The 17666-nt window shown below is 46.5% G+C and carries 8 protein-coding genes and 1 pseudogene; 4 read left to right on the plus strand and 5 right to left on the minus strand.

The window, feature by feature from the left end:
- Nucleotides 1-347: 347 nt before the first annotated feature.
- Both ileS and ilvD read right to left on the minus strand, forming a co-directional pair.
- Nucleotides 348-3895, minus strand: a pseudogene (gene ileS, locus JGK20_RS22205) (isoleucine--tRNA ligase).
- Between the two features lie 784 nt (nt 3896-4679).
- On the minus strand, nt 4680-6365 hold the full coding sequence (gene ilvD, locus JGK20_RS22210) for a dihydroxy-acid dehydratase (protein ID WP_293183419.1): 1686 nt from the start codon (nt 6363-6365) through the stop codon (nt 4680-4682).
- 232 nt (nt 6366-6597) lie between these two features.
- Between ilvD and JGK20_RS22215 the strand changes: the two genes are divergently transcribed.
- On the plus strand, nt 6598-7443 hold the full coding sequence (locus JGK20_RS22215; RefSeq protein WP_293183417.1) for a pentapeptide repeat-containing protein: 846 nt from the start codon (nt 6598-6600) through the stop codon (nt 7441-7443).
- 116 nt (nt 7444-7559) lie between these two features.
- Nucleotides 7560-8441, plus strand: a complete 882-nt coding sequence (locus tag JGK20_RS22220; protein WP_293183415.1) for a sulfite exporter TauE/SafE family protein — start codon at nt 7560-7562, stop codon at nt 8439-8441.
- A gap of 249 nt (nt 8442-8690) precedes the next feature.
- Here JGK20_RS22220 and JGK20_RS22225 read toward each other — a convergent pair whose 3' ends face one another.
- Complete coding sequence (locus JGK20_RS22225) at nt 8691-9488, minus strand: hypothetical protein (protein WP_293196983.1); 798 nt, start codon at nt 9486-9488, stop codon at nt 8691-8693.
- Nucleotides 9489-10116: 628 nt separating this feature from the next.
- Here JGK20_RS22225 and JGK20_RS22230 point away from each other — a divergent pair.
- Both JGK20_RS22230 and JGK20_RS22235 read left to right on the plus strand, forming a co-directional pair.
- Entirely contained in the window at nt 10117-10443 is a 327-nt protein-coding gene (locus JGK20_RS22230; protein WP_293196984.1) for a hypothetical protein, read from the plus strand.
- A 59-nt stretch (nt 10444-10502) separates the two neighbouring features.
- Nucleotides 10503-11042 (plus strand): GIY-YIG nuclease family protein, encoded by a 540-nt coding sequence (locus JGK20_RS22235; RefSeq protein WP_293183410.1) that lies wholly within the window; start codon nt 10503-10505, stop codon nt 11040-11042.
- A 389-nt stretch (nt 11043-11431) separates the two neighbouring features.
- Here the strand turns inward: JGK20_RS22235 and JGK20_RS22240 are convergent, their stop codons facing one another.
- Entirely contained in the window at nt 11432-12763 is a 1332-nt protein-coding gene (locus tag JGK20_RS22240; RefSeq protein WP_293183408.1) for a response regulator, read from the minus strand.
- A gap of 105 nt (nt 12764-12868) precedes the next feature.
- Nucleotides 12869-17500: an ATP-binding protein gene (locus tag JGK20_RS22245; RefSeq protein ID WP_293189414.1), complete on the minus strand. Its 4632-nt coding sequence runs from the start codon at nt 17498-17500 to the stop codon at nt 12869-12871.
- Nucleotides 17501-17666: the final 166 nt, after the last annotated feature.

Below are 17666 nucleotides of genomic sequence, written 5' to 3' on the forward strand. Positions count from 1 at the left end.
GATAGTTCCAGCAGTTGTATTTTTCGTGCCTTTTGCTGTAATTCTCTGTTTGAATTTATGGAGGAAATGTAGAGTTACAGAAGGCGATGACGATAATCATAAATGAATCTTTAAGACTCAATATTGTTAGGGTTTTTCGCATTTAAATTGTGGATTTGGGACGGGCTAGAAGCCCATCCCACAAGAGGTTTTTGATTTTTTATACACAATTTGAATTGTATATTTGGGACGGGCTAGAAGCCCATCCCACAAGAGTTGGAGAAGCCCATCCCACAAGAGTTGGAGACGGCGGTTGAAACCGCGTCTGCACAAACGAAACCCGAGCTCAGAGGGGTTGGAGGCGAGGGTTAGAATTTCCCGTCAACTGCTGACACGCAGCGTTCGCAAATTACCGGATGTTCGATCGACTCTCCGACATGAGTAGAGTAGTTCCAGCATCGATCGCACTTTTGGCCGTCTGCTTTAACTACACCAATCGCCAACTCTGGAGATTGGTAACTGTACGGCAATTCCTGCATCACTGCAACAAGTAGCGCAGTTCGTCTACACCGTTGCTACCACTTGCAGAATGGTGGTGTACAGCTATTTCCGCAGGAATTTCTGCTTGGGGCGCGATCGCACTTAATTCTGCTGTCGGGATTTCGGGTGTTTCTGCAAACACTTGTTCGACTGGGGCTGTTTGTGCGATCGCCTGTACTGGTACAAGGGCTGTCTCTACTGGAAGTGAAAGCACAATCTCCTGTGTTTCTACCAGTACCAGCGCCGTTGACTTTCCAAGCACATCTGCTGTCAGCGAATCAATTGTTTGTGCCATTTCTTGGCGGCTTTCTGCAAACAGCAAGTGACGGAAAGCAAACCAGATTGTAAACAAGATACCGATGACTTCAAACAAGTCACCCAGCAGCGGAATCTGATTCATTGTATCCAAAACCGCCAGGGTTACTCTACCCGTTATCACCACAGAAGCTAACAGCCCAAGTGTTACCAGCAATGTTTGGTATTCTGTGAAAAAGTTGCCGGCATAGTTAGGCAAATCCGCCACAAACTGGGCGCTTTTATCTAACATTTCCTGCAAATCTAAAGCAGATGCTTCTGGGGCAGAATATTCTACAATCTCAGAAGCTGCATCGCCCTTGGCGACAGTTTCTTCCTCAACATGAACTGTCTTTTCTGTCAAGACTTTGGCAACACTTGCTGCTTGTGATTCTTGTTTGTCTTGTACTGCTTTGGCTTTCTCCTCTGCTGCTAGTTGGATGGCTGCATTTTGCGATCGCACATAATCCATCAATCCTTCGCTGCTGGGATTCAAAGCTTGCAATTGCGCTCTTTTTGCGACATCGGGAACGTACAATAAAACCTTAGCTTCCAAAGAAGAACCGATCGCCTTTTCAGTCCTCGCCTGTTCCAAAACCTTGTTAACTTCGCCGCGTATTTGTCGCAAATACTGCCAGCGAGTCGCCAATTCTGGATTGTGCCATTTAGCATCGAGTTGCACCCAACCAGCCTCAAATACTGACTTGTACGGTGTTTGATAAGGAATGTACTGCCAAATATCCTCAGCCATGTGACACAACACAGGTGCGATCGCCCGTGCTAAATTTTCGACTGCGATCGCAATTACCGTCTGACAACTGCGGCGGCGGCGCGCATCTGTCGAACTGATGTAAAGTCGATCTTTGGCAACATCCAAGTAGAAATTAGACAAATCCACGGTACAGAAATTCTGCACTGTTTGGAAGAATCGCGAAAATTGGAAACTTTCAAAAGCTTCTTGAACTTCCGCAAACACTTCGCCCATTCTGTGCAGCATATAGCGATCGAGTTCCGGCAAATCCTCAAAAGCAACGGCATCTTTTGCCGGATCGAAGTCGTGCAAATTCCCCAGCAAAAACTTCGCTGTATTCCGAATCTTGCGGTAAACATCCGATTGCTGTTTGAGAATGTTTTTGCCTAAAGGCACGTCGGCGGAGTAGTCTACCGAAGACACCCACAGCCGCAAAACATCGGCGCCATATTCCTTAATTACTAACGCCGGATCGACGACATTGCCTTCAGATTTGCTCATCTTCCGGCCTTTTTCATCTAGGACAAAACCGTGAGTCAAAACTGTTTTGTAGGGAGCGACGCCGTTAGTTGCTACACTGGTAAGTAAGCTCGATTGAAACCAGCCGCGGTGTTGGTCTGAACCTTCCAAATAGATATCAGCAGGATAGTTTAATTCCGATCGCCCTTTCGCCACAGCCGCCCAGGAAGAACCCGAGTCAAACCACACATCCATCGTGTCCGTACCCTTGCGGTAAGTGCGGCCGTTGTTGCGGTAAGATTCCGGTAGCAATTCGGCGATCGACATTTCCCACCAAGCATCGGAACCGATCTCGGCAAAAATAGCTTGCACGTGCGAGATCGTCTCTTCATTTAACAGAGGTTCGTTGGTTTCTTCGTCGTAAAACACGGGAATCGGCACGCCCCAAGTCCGCTGGCGAGAAATACACCAATCCGATCGATCGCTAACCATAGCCGTGATCCGATTTTCCCCTTGGGCGGGAATCCAATTCACACCGGAAATTGCCTTTAACGCTTCATCGCGGAACCCTTCAACGGATGCAAACCACTGTTCAGTCGCCCGAAAAATCGTCGGCTTTTTAGTCCGCCAATCGTAAGGATACGAGTGAGGATAAGCTTCCTCTTTAATCAAACAATTTGCTTCCGCAAGGGCATCAATGACTGCGGCATTGCCGTTTCCGAGGACATTTAAACCTGCAAACTGTCCTGCTTCGGCGGTGAAATTTCCGTTTTCATCAACGGGGGTTAAAACTGGCAAACCGCAGCGTTTCCCGACGATAAAATCTTCTTGTCCGTGGCCGGGTGCAGTGTGCACCAATCCGGTTCCTGAGTCAGCGGTAATGTAGTCGCCACCGGCAACGATCGGGCTTTCGCGATCGAACAACGGGTGTTTGTAGGTGGAACCTTCTAAATCTTTACCTGGGAAGGTAGCCAGGATTTTTAATTCAGTATTCAAAGTTGCCGACAGTCGATCGACCGCATCGACAGCAACTAACATAAATTGTTGTGCGATGTGGGAATTTGCCGGCGGTTCCACCACTGCATAAGTCAGTTCGGGATTAACTGCGATCGCCAAGTTAGCCGGAATCGTCCAGGGGGTAGTCGTCCAAATCGCCGCCCAGAGGCTCGGCATATAGCGCTTGAGCTTCGTTTGCAGGGATTTTGACAATTTTCTCACGTGAAAGCCGACGTAGATGCTGCGCGAGACGTGGCCTTCGGGATATTCTAATTCAGCTTCAGCGAGGGCTGTTTTCGAGCTCGGACTCCAGTGCACGGGTTTGAAGCCGCGGAAGATGTAGCCTTTGAGCACCATTTGACCGAAAACGCCGATTTGAGCCGCTTCGTATTCGGGTTTCAGGGTTAAATACGGGTGTTCCCAGTCGCCCCAAACGCCGTAGCGCTGAAAGGATGTGCGCTGCTGCGCCATTGTTTCCTGGGCGAAGGCAGAGGCTTTGCGGCGGAGATCGATCGGAGTAAGATTTAGCCGATCGTCCGACTTCATGTTTTGCAATACCTTAAGTTCGATCGGCAATCCGTGACAATCCCAACCGGGTACGTAGCGGACTTTTTTACCGCGCAGCATTTGGTAGCGGTTGATAAAATCCTTGAGAATTTTGTTGAGGGCGTGGCCGATGTGGAGTTGTCCGTTAGCGTAGGGCGGGCCGTCGTGGAGGACGAACAAATCCCCTGGGTTATTGTGCGAAAGGCGATCGTATATTTCTTGATCTGCCCAAAATTGTTGCAATTCTGGTTCGCGTTTGACGGCGTTGGCGCGCATATCAAACTTGGTTTTGGGCAAATTTACGGTGTCTTTGTAGGATTTTGCTTCCATTGTTCAGAAACGTTTTTTGTACTTAGTTGTTAGTAGTTAGCGGTTAACTGAGAGTTGATATCAAGTCCGATTAAATAATCATAATTAAGTTTGTAGTGAGGACTTCAGTCCTGTTTCGTCCTTGAAGGGCACACAACCAGATATTCTAGTATAAGCGATCGACCGCACATTCGCTCAAACCAAATCCGTAACATACCCTCTCCTCTCTAACTCTGCGCCCTCTGCGGCCTCTGTGGTTAAAAAATCATTCATAAATCCAGGTTACGCTACGGAGTCAGCCAACTGAACATTTGACCAACAGTCAGATTCAGGGCTTCAGCAAAAGCCGGGACAGGGATGCGATCGCGCCCCGTTGTTCAAACAGTGTTATGGTGCGATCGGCGATCGACCGCACATTCGCTCAAACCAAATCCGTAACATACCCTCTCCTCTCTAACTCTGCGCCCTCTGCGGCCTCTGTGGTAAAAAAAATCATTCATAAATCCAGATTACGCTACGGGGTCAGCCAACCGAGCATTTGACCAACAGTCCAGTCCCATAGGATTCTCGCGACTTAAAAACCAATACGCTTGGGTGAGAATTGCCATAGCGAGGAACGAAGCAATCGCAGTATCTATTCTTGACAGTTTTATCTCGATTATTTTAGCAATTTGTCAGGTATGTTAGCTAGCGGAGCGATCGTTTTTTTAACCGCAGATATCAGCGGATGAACACAGATGAACGCAGATGGAATTTCATCTGCGTTTATCTGCGTTTATCTGCGGTTAAAATTAGGTTTTCTTCTTCAACCCAAACCCAAATCAGTTACAGCGCCGACACTGCTAGAAGAAACCAACTTAGCGTATTTAGCCAAAACACCCTTAGTATACCGGGGTTTAGGAGCTTGCCAAAGAGCGCGCCGCCGCTCTAATTCTGCATCATCAACATTGAGCTGTAACAAGCGATTCTTAGCATCAATCGTAATTGAATCGCCCTCATTTACCAGAGCAATTGTGCCGCCAACTTGCGCCTCGGGTGCAACGTGACCGACAACCATGCCGTAGGTTCCGCCGGAAAAGCGACCGTCAGTAATTAACCCCACAGAATCGCCTAAACCTGCACCAATAATTGCCGAAGTTGGTGCTAGCATTTCGCGCATTCCCGGCCCGCCTTTGGGCCCTTCGTACCTGATGACAATGACATCTCCGGCTTGAATTTTGCCAGCCAAGATTGCAGCTAAACAATTTTCTTCCGATTCAAATACCCGCGCTGGGCCGGTGATTTGCGGTTTTTTAACACCTGTAATTTTAGCAACCGATCCTTCTGTTGCCAGATTTCCCCGGAGAATTGCTAAATGTCCTTGGGCGTACATCGGATTGTCAAGAGGGCGGATGACATCTTGATCGGCGCGGGGTTCGCTGGGAATATCTGCTAGGGATTCGGCAATTGTTTTACCTGTAATTGTCAGCGCATCTCCATGCAGCAAACCGCGTTCCAAAAGCATTTTCATTACTAGAGGAATGCCGCCGGCTTTGTGCAAATCGGTTGCTACGTATTTGCCGCTTGGTTTGAGATCGCACAATACGGGTACTTTGGCTCTAATTGTTTCAAAATCGTCGAGGCACAACTCAACGCCGATCGCATTTGAAATGGCCAACAAATGCAGCACCGCATTCGTTGAACCGCCGATCGCCATAATTACCGCGATCGCATTTTCAAAGGCCGCTCGTGTTAAAATTTGGCTGGGTAACAACTGTTTGCGAATTGCTTCGACCAAAACTCTTGCAGATTCCGCAGCGCTGTCGGCTTTTTCAGCATCCTCAGCAGCCATTGTCGAAGAATAGGGCAAACTCATCCCCATAGCTTCAAAAGCGCTGGACATCGTATTTGCCGTGTACATTCCGCCGCAAGCACCAGCGCCGGGACAAGCTTTTTGTTCCACTGCGTTGAGCTCTGTTTCGTCAATTTTGCCGGCGCTGAATTGACCGACTGCTTCAAAAACGCTGACGACAGTTAAATCGCGTCCGTTGTGGTGTCCCGGTTTGATCGTGCCACCGTAGACAAAAATAGCAGGAATGTTCATGCGGGCGATCGCAATCATCGCCCCCGGCATATTTTTATCGCAACCGCCCACAGCCAGCAACCCATCCATACTCTGGCCATTGCAAACCGTTTCAATCGAATCTGCAATCACATCTCTCGACACCAGAGAATATTTCATCCCTTCGGTTCCCATCGAGATTCCGTCGCTGATAGTAATCGTACCGAACATCTGTGGCATGGCGCCGGCTTCTTTTGCACCCGCCTGGGCCCGCAAGGCGAGGTCGTTCAATCCCATATTGCAGGGCGTAATCGTGCTGTAGCCGTTGGCAATGCCCACAATGGGCTTAGTGAAATCGCCGTCGCCAAAACCCACGGCGCGCAGCATGGCGCGGTTGGGCGAACGCTGCACGCCCCCAGTCACCGCTTGGCTTCTTAAATTCTCAGGCATTCTCAAACTTCCTTTGTCTGTTGTTTCAGTTGTCTGTTTTTCTGATATCTTGACTCTATTTTTAATTCTCTCAGAATCGCTGACCTTTAGGAGACCGTCTAGAATAGATTCGCACAGCAGTGCCAAAATTCTACAGATACTGAAGCGTACAGGGTGAATACCGTGGTTATCTGGGATGATGTGTAAAACCGATCACTCTAACGTTTGAAACAAAAATTGCGAGGCGAATGACATGGAGGCCGATCGAATTCTGAGGCAATATGCGGCCGGAGAAAGAACTTTTCGAGAGATTAACCTCGCGGGAGCCGACTTAAAAGGGGCAAACCTCAGCGAGGCTAATTTTACCCGAGCGAATTTCCAAAACGCAAACCTCAAAGGCGCTAACCTAACGGGAGCGAACTTGCGCGAGGTGAAATTGGGTGGGGTGGACATGACGGAAGCCAACCTCACCGAAGCCAATCTCATCGGTACCGATTTGACCCGCGCCAATCTCAGCGGGGCTAACCTGGTGGGAGCAAACCTCCGCGGCTCAATGGCGAGAGAAGTCAACATGACTAAGGCAAATTTGACGGAAGCAAATTTGACAGAAGCCAACTTTACCGAAGCGAATTTGTTTGCGGCTAACTTAACCGAAGCTAGTATGATTCGCACTAATTTGATGAAGGCAAATTTGAGTTGGTCAACTCTCAAAGCTGTAAACCTGACAAATGCTATCCTCAGCGATTCGCTTTTAGAAAGAGCCAATCTGACTCAGGCAATTCTCAGTGGGGCGATGCTGAGCAGGGCCAACCTGACTGGTGCAGACTTGCGTCAAGTCACGATGGTTGGAGCTAATCTCAGCGAAGCTAATCTGAGCAATGCTAATTTGAGAGTTGCCAATATGAGTTGGTCAACTCTGCGCGGTGCTAACTTGAGCGGTGCTAATTTGTACCGGGCGAAGCTGTGTTGGTCTAATTTGAGCGGGGCTGTTTTGGTGGAAGCGGTTTTGATTGATGCTAATCTCAATCGAACTAACTTCCGCGATGCAGATTTGAGGCGGGCAATTATGCCTGACGGGGCTACTAATGACTCTCAATAATCTTGAGTTGTGAGTATTGATTAATGTTATTGGTTATTGGTTATTGGTTATTAGCAGCCCCAAGCGAGTAACAAACAACAAATAACAAATAACAAATAACTAATGACTATTAACTAATGACTGTTAGCGAATTATTGATTCTGGGTGCTGCCGGACTGTTTGCCGGTATTCTAGCTGGTTTTTTGGGTATCGGCGGCGGTACGGTGCTCGTGCCGTTGTTGGTGGCTCTCAAGTATGCTCCGGTGCAAGCGGTTGCTACTAGCGGTTTGTCGATCGTAATTACGGCTCTTTCTGGCAGCATCCAGAATTGGCGCATGGGCTATCTCAACTTGAGTCAAGTCGCAGGCATCGGATTTCCCGCCGTCATCACAGCACAAATTGGTGCTTATTTGGCGGGGATATTTCCTCCTTATTTGCTGTTAGTTACTTTTGGGTTGTTGCTGTGGCTGAATATTTATTTGATTGAAGTTCGCAAGCGCCTGACTGCTAAGAAAGTGGAAGAAGAAGGGGAAGGGGAAGACACGAAAGAATCTGGCTCAATTCCCAATTCCCAATTACCCATTACCAATTCCCAATTACCCATTACCAATCACCAATTACCCAACAATTCAAGTATTCTATTTAATCCAACTTTTGCTAAAATTGCGACTGGCAGTGCTGCCGGTTTATTGGCAGGTTTGTTCGGTGTAGGCGGTGGTGTGATTATGGTTCCCTTGCAAATTTTGCTGTTAGGGGAAAGCATTAAAAAGGCAATTCAAACGAGTTTGGGCGTCATCGTGATTACGGCAATTTCGGCGACGGCGGGACACGCGGCGCGCGGGAATGTTTTGTGGGTTGTGGGGTTGATTCTTGGGTGTGGCGGTTTGTTGGGCGCGCAAATCAGCACCAGGTTTTTGCCGAGATTGTCCGATCGCACTATTAGTTTAGCCTTTCGATCGCTCTTAGCAATTTTATCAATCTATATTTTCTGGCAAGCTTGGCAAAAATTTCGTTATTAGTTATTAGTTATTTGTTATTAGTTATTTGCAAGGGTTAGATAGTCTCCGCTATCAGACTATAAAATTAGTTCGTAGTGAGGACTTTAGTCCTCATAAATCAAGGACTAAAGTCCTCACTAAAAACATTTTTTCTTATCGGTAATTGAGCGGATCTGAGATTACTTGCGATCGGTTATTGGCAGCAAAGCCACAAGACAAGGCAAATAACAAACAACCAATAACAAACAACCAATAACCAATAACCAATGACTACTGACTGAGTTTCTTGACGGCGCGAGTCAAGCGCAGCAAATAAGGCTTGACAATTTCTTGATTTTGTCGCTGCAACTCGGAAACTTGCTCCTGCAAGTGCTGAATTTCGGTTTGCAGCGTCGCTGTATCTATTGTCGGTCGATCGAGCAAATCCTGCAATTGCTTCAGAGAACCTTGGATTCGATCCAAGTCTACTTCGTTCGATCGCTCCTGCAACTCTGCTGTAATAGTTCTAACCTCAGTTAACTTCTCGTCTAGCAACAAAAATCGGACGTTGACATTTTCCCAATCATGCTCTCTGAGGGCGCTATTTTCCAGAATGCGGAGTTTTTCCTGCAAATCCGACAGGATGCTGTAGAGTTCTTGAGAATCGGCAGGAAGTGCCTGCGCTTGGCGTTCGAGTGCGGCTACCGCAGCTTGTATGTCGGCGATGGCGCCGGATTCCAAAATACCGAGTTTTTGTTTTAAGTCGGAGACGGTAGAATCAAGTTTGGTAAGTTCTCCAGGTAGTTTCTGAACTTGCTGCGATCGAGCTTCTGCGGAGGCCTGTACCTCTGCGATGGCAGAATTTGCCTTTTGTTGAATTTTTTGCTCAAAACGCTGGCGATTGGCGAGATTCAGCGAGAGTGCTGCGGTTAGCGGGGCGGCAGCGTAGAGAATTTGCCCCGACAATCCCGCAGCAATGGTACCAATCGCTGAACCGGCAATAGAGGCGTATTCTGCCAATTCTAGCCAATCCTGCTGGTTTGGGGAAATTCTCATCGTGGGGAATGATGCGTCTTCGATCTTCTGCATAGCCTTTTAGTCGTAGTCTGATAGATTGCGATACCGACATGATAAGAGCGATCGGCAAATAAATCAGGGCTATTTTTGACACTCCCCACGGCTGTCGCCGGGGGATTCTCCAAGCCGAACTTGGAAGGGATAGGCAAATATCCCCCTAGACCCTTCAAATCAACTACCAATACTAGAGGTGTTGCAGTTGGGCTTACTTTTAGTTTTTCTTTTGCTTTGGGAGTCCATCACAAGCCAGATAGGTACGCTCCTCAACCTGCCATTATTTGCCCTTTCTAAGTATTCCGGTTCTAGCCGGATATCTGAGTTGCCGGGATTTCTCCGTACTAGGATGATTCAACGCGCAGACGGTTATTCATACTCACCCAATTACATTACCATGCTTAGTCCCCAAATACAATATTTACTGGCGGTTAAAACCGCAGACCGACTAATCCCCACGTCTCAAGCCGGGGGCTTGCGTCTAGTTTTCTGGTCAAAATTTCGGGATTATCATATTTCTATCGGCAGCTCTGCTGAATAATTTTTGCTTTCAACACGGCCAGTCTCAGGTAAAATTCAGGATATGTCGATCGCCTAAAAGTTAACCGACAACCGTTAACCGCCGTCTGTCAGGAGTATACAGAAAATGGGTCTCAAGATTATTGAAAGCTACGATAGCAGTTTTGTCCTGGAACCGGATGCTAAAGCCGCACTCTTCCATTCACTAACAGGTGAAAGCTTTCTCCAACAAGTAGCGATGCAATTGCAGTGCTCGCGGATTGAGTTTGCCGAGTTACTTTTTCAGCCAGTCCCTTACAGCAGCGAGACGCCCAAGGGAATGCCTGCGGAATTTGAAAAGTATCACGAATCGATCGATTTTGCGATCGTCAACGTCCCGCCTAATTTCATGTTTCAAGCCAAAATATTTAAACCCAGCCGCCTCTGTGCCGTTTATCGCATTTTCCAAAGTTAGCTAAAGGCTAGTTAATCTGTGGTTTAATCTAAAATCTAAAATCTAAAATCTAAAATCGGATGACAGAAGACATTCAGCCTCTCGCCAGCTTACAATTCATACCATACATTGACTCAGAAGGGAAATTGCCTGAATTTGTCCAGGGTAAAATCGGCGTCTATGCGATTTTCGACAACGATAAAATGCTGCAATTTGTCGGCTATTCTCGGGATACTTACCTCAGCCTCAAACAGCATTTAGTACGCCAACCCGAACATTGCTACTGGCTAAAAGTCCAAACTATCGACAAGCCCAGCCGCACTATTCTAGAAAGCATCCGAGCGAGTTGGATTGCCGAAAACGGTTCCCAGCCCCAGGGCAATGGTACCGATGCTACCAAGTGGAACGATCCCATCGATACCAAAACTGTCATGACTTCGCAAGAAGTAGCAAATTATGAAGGTATAGTCGCCGATGAACTTGCCAAAGATAAATTGTTGAAAAATGTAGCGCGCCGCGTAGAAAATGAAATTTTAGCGCTGCTCAAATCTCGCGGTGTAACTGAAGAAATCCGGTTTAATCCCAAGCTAAAAACTAGCGGCTTGCTGGATTTGAAGTAAATATGCTCTCAGGTTAATTCTCCACAATAAACCCTGTTTGTAGTGAGGAATTCAGTCCTCTCTTTAAGGACTAAAGTCCTCACTACGAACCTTTTTGTAGTGAGGAATTAACTTTTTTTCTAAGGACTAAAGTCCTCACTACGAACCTTTTTGTAGTGAGGAATTAACTTTTTTGTCTAAGGACTAAAGTCCTCACTACGAACCTTTTTGTAATGAGGAATTAACTTTTTTATCTAAGGACTAAAGCCCTGACTGCGAACTTATAACATTTTAAGATTTATAGCAACCGCCACATCGGGTGCGGACACAAATAACCTAATGAATAGAGCCGATATCCGTCAAGCAGAAATGATTTGATTCCCGTACTGTCAACTGTCAACTGTCAACTGTCAACTGTCAACTGCTATAACAGATATCGGAATCTGCAAAATGAACTCTGTCCCCCCGCCGGGAGCAGAAATACAACTGATTTTACCTCCATGTTTTTCTACTATAATATCGTGACTGATTGCCAAGCCCAATCCAGTACCCCGGCCGACAGGCTTGGTAGTAAAAAATGGGTCAAATATCCGGTGGCGCACTGCCTCGCAAATCCCGCAACCGTTATCGGCAATTAAAATCATAACGGACTGAAACTTTTGAGTTGCCAAGTTTGAATTTGGATTGTACAACGCAGGTTCTGAATCTGAACTTACTGAAGTGCTGATGGTAATTTTTCGGGGATAAGGTTGAGATTCCAGGGCATCAATAGCATTGATTAGCAGATTCATAAATACCTGATTTAATAGACTGGCATAACAGGTGATTTTTGGCAGTTTACTGTAGTGTTTTCTCACTTCAATCTCACCGATATTGTTGGCTCCTTTGAGGCGGTGTTGCAAAATAACTAAAGTATTGTCAATGCCTTCATGAATATCCACTGGCTTGCACTTTTCTTGGCCCAGGCGGGAGAAGTTGCGAAAAGACAGCACAATCTCGCTAATTCGAGAAGTACCTTCTTTCATCGAACTTAGCAGTTTTGGATAATCATCTGCAATGAATTCGGGTTGAATTTTTTCCAATTCGCCGACAATTTCTGCCACGGGATGCGGGTAGTAATGTCGGTATAATTTTATGAGGCGAACCAAGTCTTGTGCATAGTCAGCAGCCATAGTAATATTGCCGGAGATAAAGTTGACTGGATTGTTGATTTCGTGAGCAATCCCTGCGGCTAGTTGCCCTAAAGAAGCCATTTTTTCCTTCTGTATTAACTGAGATTGAGTCTTCTTGAGTTCAGTTAAAGTTTCTTCGAGTTGCTGCGCGTAGGATTGTGTTTGCTGCAACAACTGGCGCTGCAAGAGTTGATTTGAGACGCGCGCCAAAACTTCTTGTTCTTGAAAAGGTTTTGTGATATAATCTACACCGCCAACTTCAAAGGCTTTGACTTTATCTAACACTTCATTTAAAGCGCTGATAAAAATGACGGGAATGTCTTTGGTGGTGGCAGAAGCTTTTAAAATTTCGCAGACTTTGTAGCCGTCCATACTGGGCATCATGATGTCCAGCAAAATCAAGTCAGGAGGTGTTGATTCGATCGACCTTAGGGCTAGTTGACCGTCGGGTGCAGTGCGTGTTTTGTAGCCATGCCTCGATAGTATTTTAGCTAGAAGGTGCAAATTATTCGGAACATCATCAACAATTAAAATATTCCCTTTTAAGACGGGAGTTGCTTCGTAATTCATATCTAGTCTGGTAAAATAACCTTTGTAGGTTTGTAGTGAGGACTTTAGTCCTCAAAGTTTGATGAGGACTAAAGTCCTCACTACGAACCCGATCTAATATCATTTTTATTTGGTTGAGGGACGGATGAGAGCTAGTATTTGATTGAACTGAAACTCGTTAGCTAAGGCGGCGAGAGCGGTAGCTAATGGGTCATTTCGATCGCGAATTTGCTCTATTTGACTGAGAATCAGCTCTAAATCGCACTCAATAGTGGCTTTTTCTAAAGCTGTCAGCCAATCCGTTGGTAAAGCTGCAACGTTTTCTGGAGTCGGAGCCTCGATTTGAGTTGGCTCCGGCACACTCTCCGGTTCATCGTAAATGTAACGCACTCCGAGATGTTTGTGGAGGGTGGCAAAGATGTCTGTCTCTCGAAAGGGTTTGTGGATAAAGTCATCCCAATTATTTGATACAGTAACGGTTCGGGCTTCCTCGGCGTTGGCGGCACTCACGGCAATAATGACGGTAGTTTTACCTTTAACGGTGGCTTTAATGCGTTGCGTGGCTTCACCTCCATCCATTACGGGCATCCACATATCCATAAAAATTAAGTCCGGCTCAAAACTCGTCCACACTTCAATGGCTTCTACACCATTACAGGCTTCTTTGAGCTCAAAGTCAAAGGTTGCAAGGATTTTGAGCAGTAGTTGGCGGTTGTCCTCGCGATCGTCCACAATCAATATACGATAGCGCGGTTGGTTGGATTCTAGGGCGATCGCCCGACGCGACGGCTGTACCAGTTCAATCGCCGCCGCCTCAACTGCGCTGACGGGGATATCAAAGGCGAAGGTGGTCCCGTGTCCTACTTTACTGCGTACAGTAATGATGTCGCCCATCAGCTTGACAAAGTGTTGGCTGATGGCCAGCCCCAAACCGGTTCCCTGCTGAGATGTTTTTCCTGTTTTGGTTTGGACAAAGGCTTGAAAAAGCTGGTCTAACTCATCGGGAGTCATGCCGCAGCCTGTATCTTCTATTTCAAAATGTAATTTGTAATTGATTGGTAATTGCTGATTTTCCTGTTCAATTACCGAACTTACTCTTACTGCAATGCCTCCTTCCTTCGTAAACTTAATAGCGTTAGAAAGCAGATTAATTAAAACTTGGCGCAACTTAACTTGATCGGCGTGCAAATATTCTGGAATATTCCTAGAGTAGCTAAATATTAACTCCAATTGTTGCTCGCGCGCCTGAAGTTGGAACATCTCTTCCACCTCGTTTAGCAGTCTGCTTAATTGAAAGTCTGTTGGGTTGAGTGTAATGCGTCCTGCCTCTATTTTGGCTAAATCTAATATTTGATTGATCAGAGTTAGCAAGTGTTCTCCGCTGCGGTTGATGATGCCGATATTTTCCTGTTGTTCGCGGTTGAGGTTGGCGGATCGCTGCATCAATTGGGAGAATCCCAGAATTGAGTTAAGAGGGGTGCGTAATTCGTGGCTCATGTTGGCCAAAAAAGTGCTTTTCGCGAGGTTGGCTGCTTCTGCTGCTAAGGCGGCTTGTTGGAGCTGTACGGCTTGCTGTTGAGTGGCTTCGAGTAATTGAGCTTGTTGTAAAGCGACTTCGAGTTGAGTGCTAATTTGCAGCGCGATATTGATTTCTGCTGCGCGCCAAGTGCGGGGCCCAGAATTTTGATAGCTGGCGAGCAAACCCCAAAGTTGACTGCCGCAGAATATGGGGCAAATAATGTAGGCTCTGGCTTGAAATTGCTCTAACACTTCCACGTAACAAGGAGTAAATCCAGCAGTGTATATGTCTTCAACCATGCGGTAACAAACACCTATATCGTAGATACCGCCTTGATTTTTTTGTAGGTAGGTATCTCGTACTCCTTCACCGCAGGCTTGTAAGTTTGTCGCCGCACAGCGAAAGTCGGTGGCGAGATTGTTTGGTAAATTAAGTTCGTCCAATTGTTGTATCACAGATATCCAGCCCTCCCCCATTGACTCGGCAACAAATTCGCCACTCCAATCTGGATTAAAACGATAGATAGCGACTCGATCGCATTTGAGTGTTTCTCGCAATTCTGAGGTTGTGGTTTGGAATATGGTATCAATATCTAAGGACTGACGGATGCGATCGATCGATCGCCCGATTGCTTGTTCCCGCTGGGCGCTTTCTCGCAAAGCTGCCTCGGCTTGTTTGTAAGCGGTAATATCCAAGACAGTGCCAAACCAACGGAGCAACTGCCCTTTTTTATCAAAAACGGGTTTCCCTCTGACTTCCATGTAAGTGAGCGAGCCATCTCTGCGGATCAGGCGCAGAGCGAGTTCAAAGCTTTTTTTACTGATCGATCGCTCCTGAAGCATTGTTAGATAGGGCGATCGATCTTCGGGATGAAAACGATCGACTAATTCTGGGGTTGCTACGGGTTTTTGAGTCGGTTCGATCTCGAACATACGATAGAGTTCTTCACTCCAAGTGCTTGTTGCTTGGCCTATATCGTATTCCCAACTGCCAATCCTGGCAATTTTTTGGGCTTCCAGCAGTCGGGCTTCGGCCAACTGGCGATCGCTAATGTCCCTGGCTACCCAAACCACAGAGCGATCGGACAATGGCGAAATTTTAGCAGCAAACCAAACTTCTTGGTTGTTAATCTGCATCCTGTAATCAAAATTTATAGTTTGCTGGGTTTCTAATGCCTCTTGAACTTGAGTGAAATAAATGTCTTGGGAACTCTCACTAAAAATTTGTTCGAGGATAGAGTCGAGCTGCTCTGTCTGAGTGTAGTCTTGAAAAATTCCCCTAGTTGGTATAACTTGAATTGTTTTTTCTGGCAATTCTAAAATTAGTATAATATCTGCAATTGACTCAAATATTTTTAGAATTCTTTGAGTAGAACTGTCAAGTTTTTGTTCTATCAATTTGCGTTCGGCAACTTCCTCATGTAATAGTTCGTTAGCACGAGCTAGGTCAGCAGTACGTTCTGCAACTTTGGTGGCTAAAGTGCTATTGTAGTCAGTTAATAGTTTTTCAGATTGTTTGCGCCCTGAGATGTCACTAAAAGCATTGATGGCATAAATAATCTTGCCGCCTGCATCGAAAACTGGTGTGGCGCGCACCTCAAGCTTAATAATTTCCCCATCTCGATGAATTTCTAAATCCTCAACAAGTACCGTTTCACCCCGCAGCGCTCGGAAGGCAGGAATTTTTTCAGTTGGACAAAGCTGGTTTTGGTGGTAGATTTGATAAACTTCTGCCATTTTTTCTAAAGTCGCATCGGGAATATTTTGTACGCCGCTCAAACGCTTGGCAGTTTCGTTTAAGTAGACGACTTTACCCGAGGCATCGTGGATAGATATCCCGGCTGGTATGGCTTCTAAAAATTGCTTGAGTTGGCTCTCGCTTTGCGCTAAAGCTTCTGTTAAAGATTTTTGTTCGGAAAAAGCCTGTTGCAGTTGCTCTGCCATCAGATTGAAGGAATTGGTGAGGTCTCCGAGTTCATCGAAGCGTCTAATTTCTAAAGGTTGATGCCATTCTCCTTTTCCTAGATTTTTGGCGGCGGTATTCAAGCGCAGAATTGGCTTTATTACCCAACGGGCAGTCAACAATCCGATCGCGATCGCCAACACCAGCGTACCGACGCACAACCCCAATGTATTGCGGGTATTCGCTTCAATGCGAGCCATGAAATCCGACTCTGGTACCACCACCACAATCAACCAATCCAAGCCATAGGCATCTCCATAAGGAGCGACGCTGACAAACTGCCGAGATCCATTACTCGTCATGGTAAATTGCTGAGCTCTATCCAGCGAACTTAAGTTGGTAAAGCGGTTGGTGAGTTGCCGAGCAATGTCTCGGGTGCGGGTATCCTGGCTGTTGGTGGCTAGCAATCGCGTGGGTGGCTGTTTTTCTTGCTTGACAAAGGGTGTTTCTAGGGTGGATGTAGCAACCAGATTGCCCGATCGCTCCATAATAAAAGTCTGTCCCGATTTAGAGAAGTAGAGGCGATCGAGAAAACTGCTAATTGCCGACAGCGCATAATTTGAAGTAAAAACCCCCCGCCATTCGCCAGCATCCTTGATGGGAGACACCGCAAAAATTCCTAACGTCGGCATAGCGTTGAAAACAACAATTGGCGACCAAGTTTGTTTGTTGGAGGCTTTGGCCTGGCGAAACCAAACTGTTTCGCGGTTATCCATAGGGATGCTATAGAGCAGTTTTAGGGGATTGCCTTTGGAGTCAACCGAGTAGTATTGCATTTTACCCAAGTCGGTACTTTTCATACTGCAAAAAAAACGCGTACCGATTGAGAATTTCTCCCCTGTCTCTTTTGTGACTTGTTGCACAAATTCCTCGCTCATCAGGCGCCCGTACCCAATTTGTTCTCCTCGCTCATTGACAAAAAAGCTCGATTGCAGAGCGGGGTTGAAGATTATTTGCTGCCAAAGTTGCTGTCGCAGTTGCTGAGTGTTGTTGAGGTTCAGCATTTCTTGTTCTACTGCTAGACGGTTGGCTGCTACGGCATTCTGGGGGGCGTTGAGGTAGTTGCTGAGCCGATCGCCAATTCGCTCTCCTACTTGTTCCATTAACTGCTGTGCTAGATCCTCGACGGATTCCCGGCTGCTTTTGAAAGAAAGATAACCCACTAGCCCGACAGCGCTGACTGTTAGCAACACAAAGGGAACAATCAGAACTGTTCGCAGGCGAGGTTTGCTGAAAATTTCGGCGGCTGCTGGGTGGTTGAGGGGATAAATCGGCATGGCGCGATCGAGGAGTTGGGCTGGCGATCGAATTTTAACTTTTGCAGTCTTCTGCGAGGTTAATTTCTAGGTATGTAGTTGCGCTTAAGCGCTCTTGATTTAGGTATGTAGTTGCGCTTAAGCGCTCTTGATTTAGGTATGTAGTTGCGCTTAAGCGCTCTTGATT

Source organism: Microcoleus sp. PH2017_05_CCC_O_A, assembly GCF_020738785.1.
In the GTDB taxonomy this organism is placed as follows: Bacteria; Cyanobacteriota; Cyanobacteriia; order Cyanobacteriales; family Microcoleaceae; genus Microcoleus.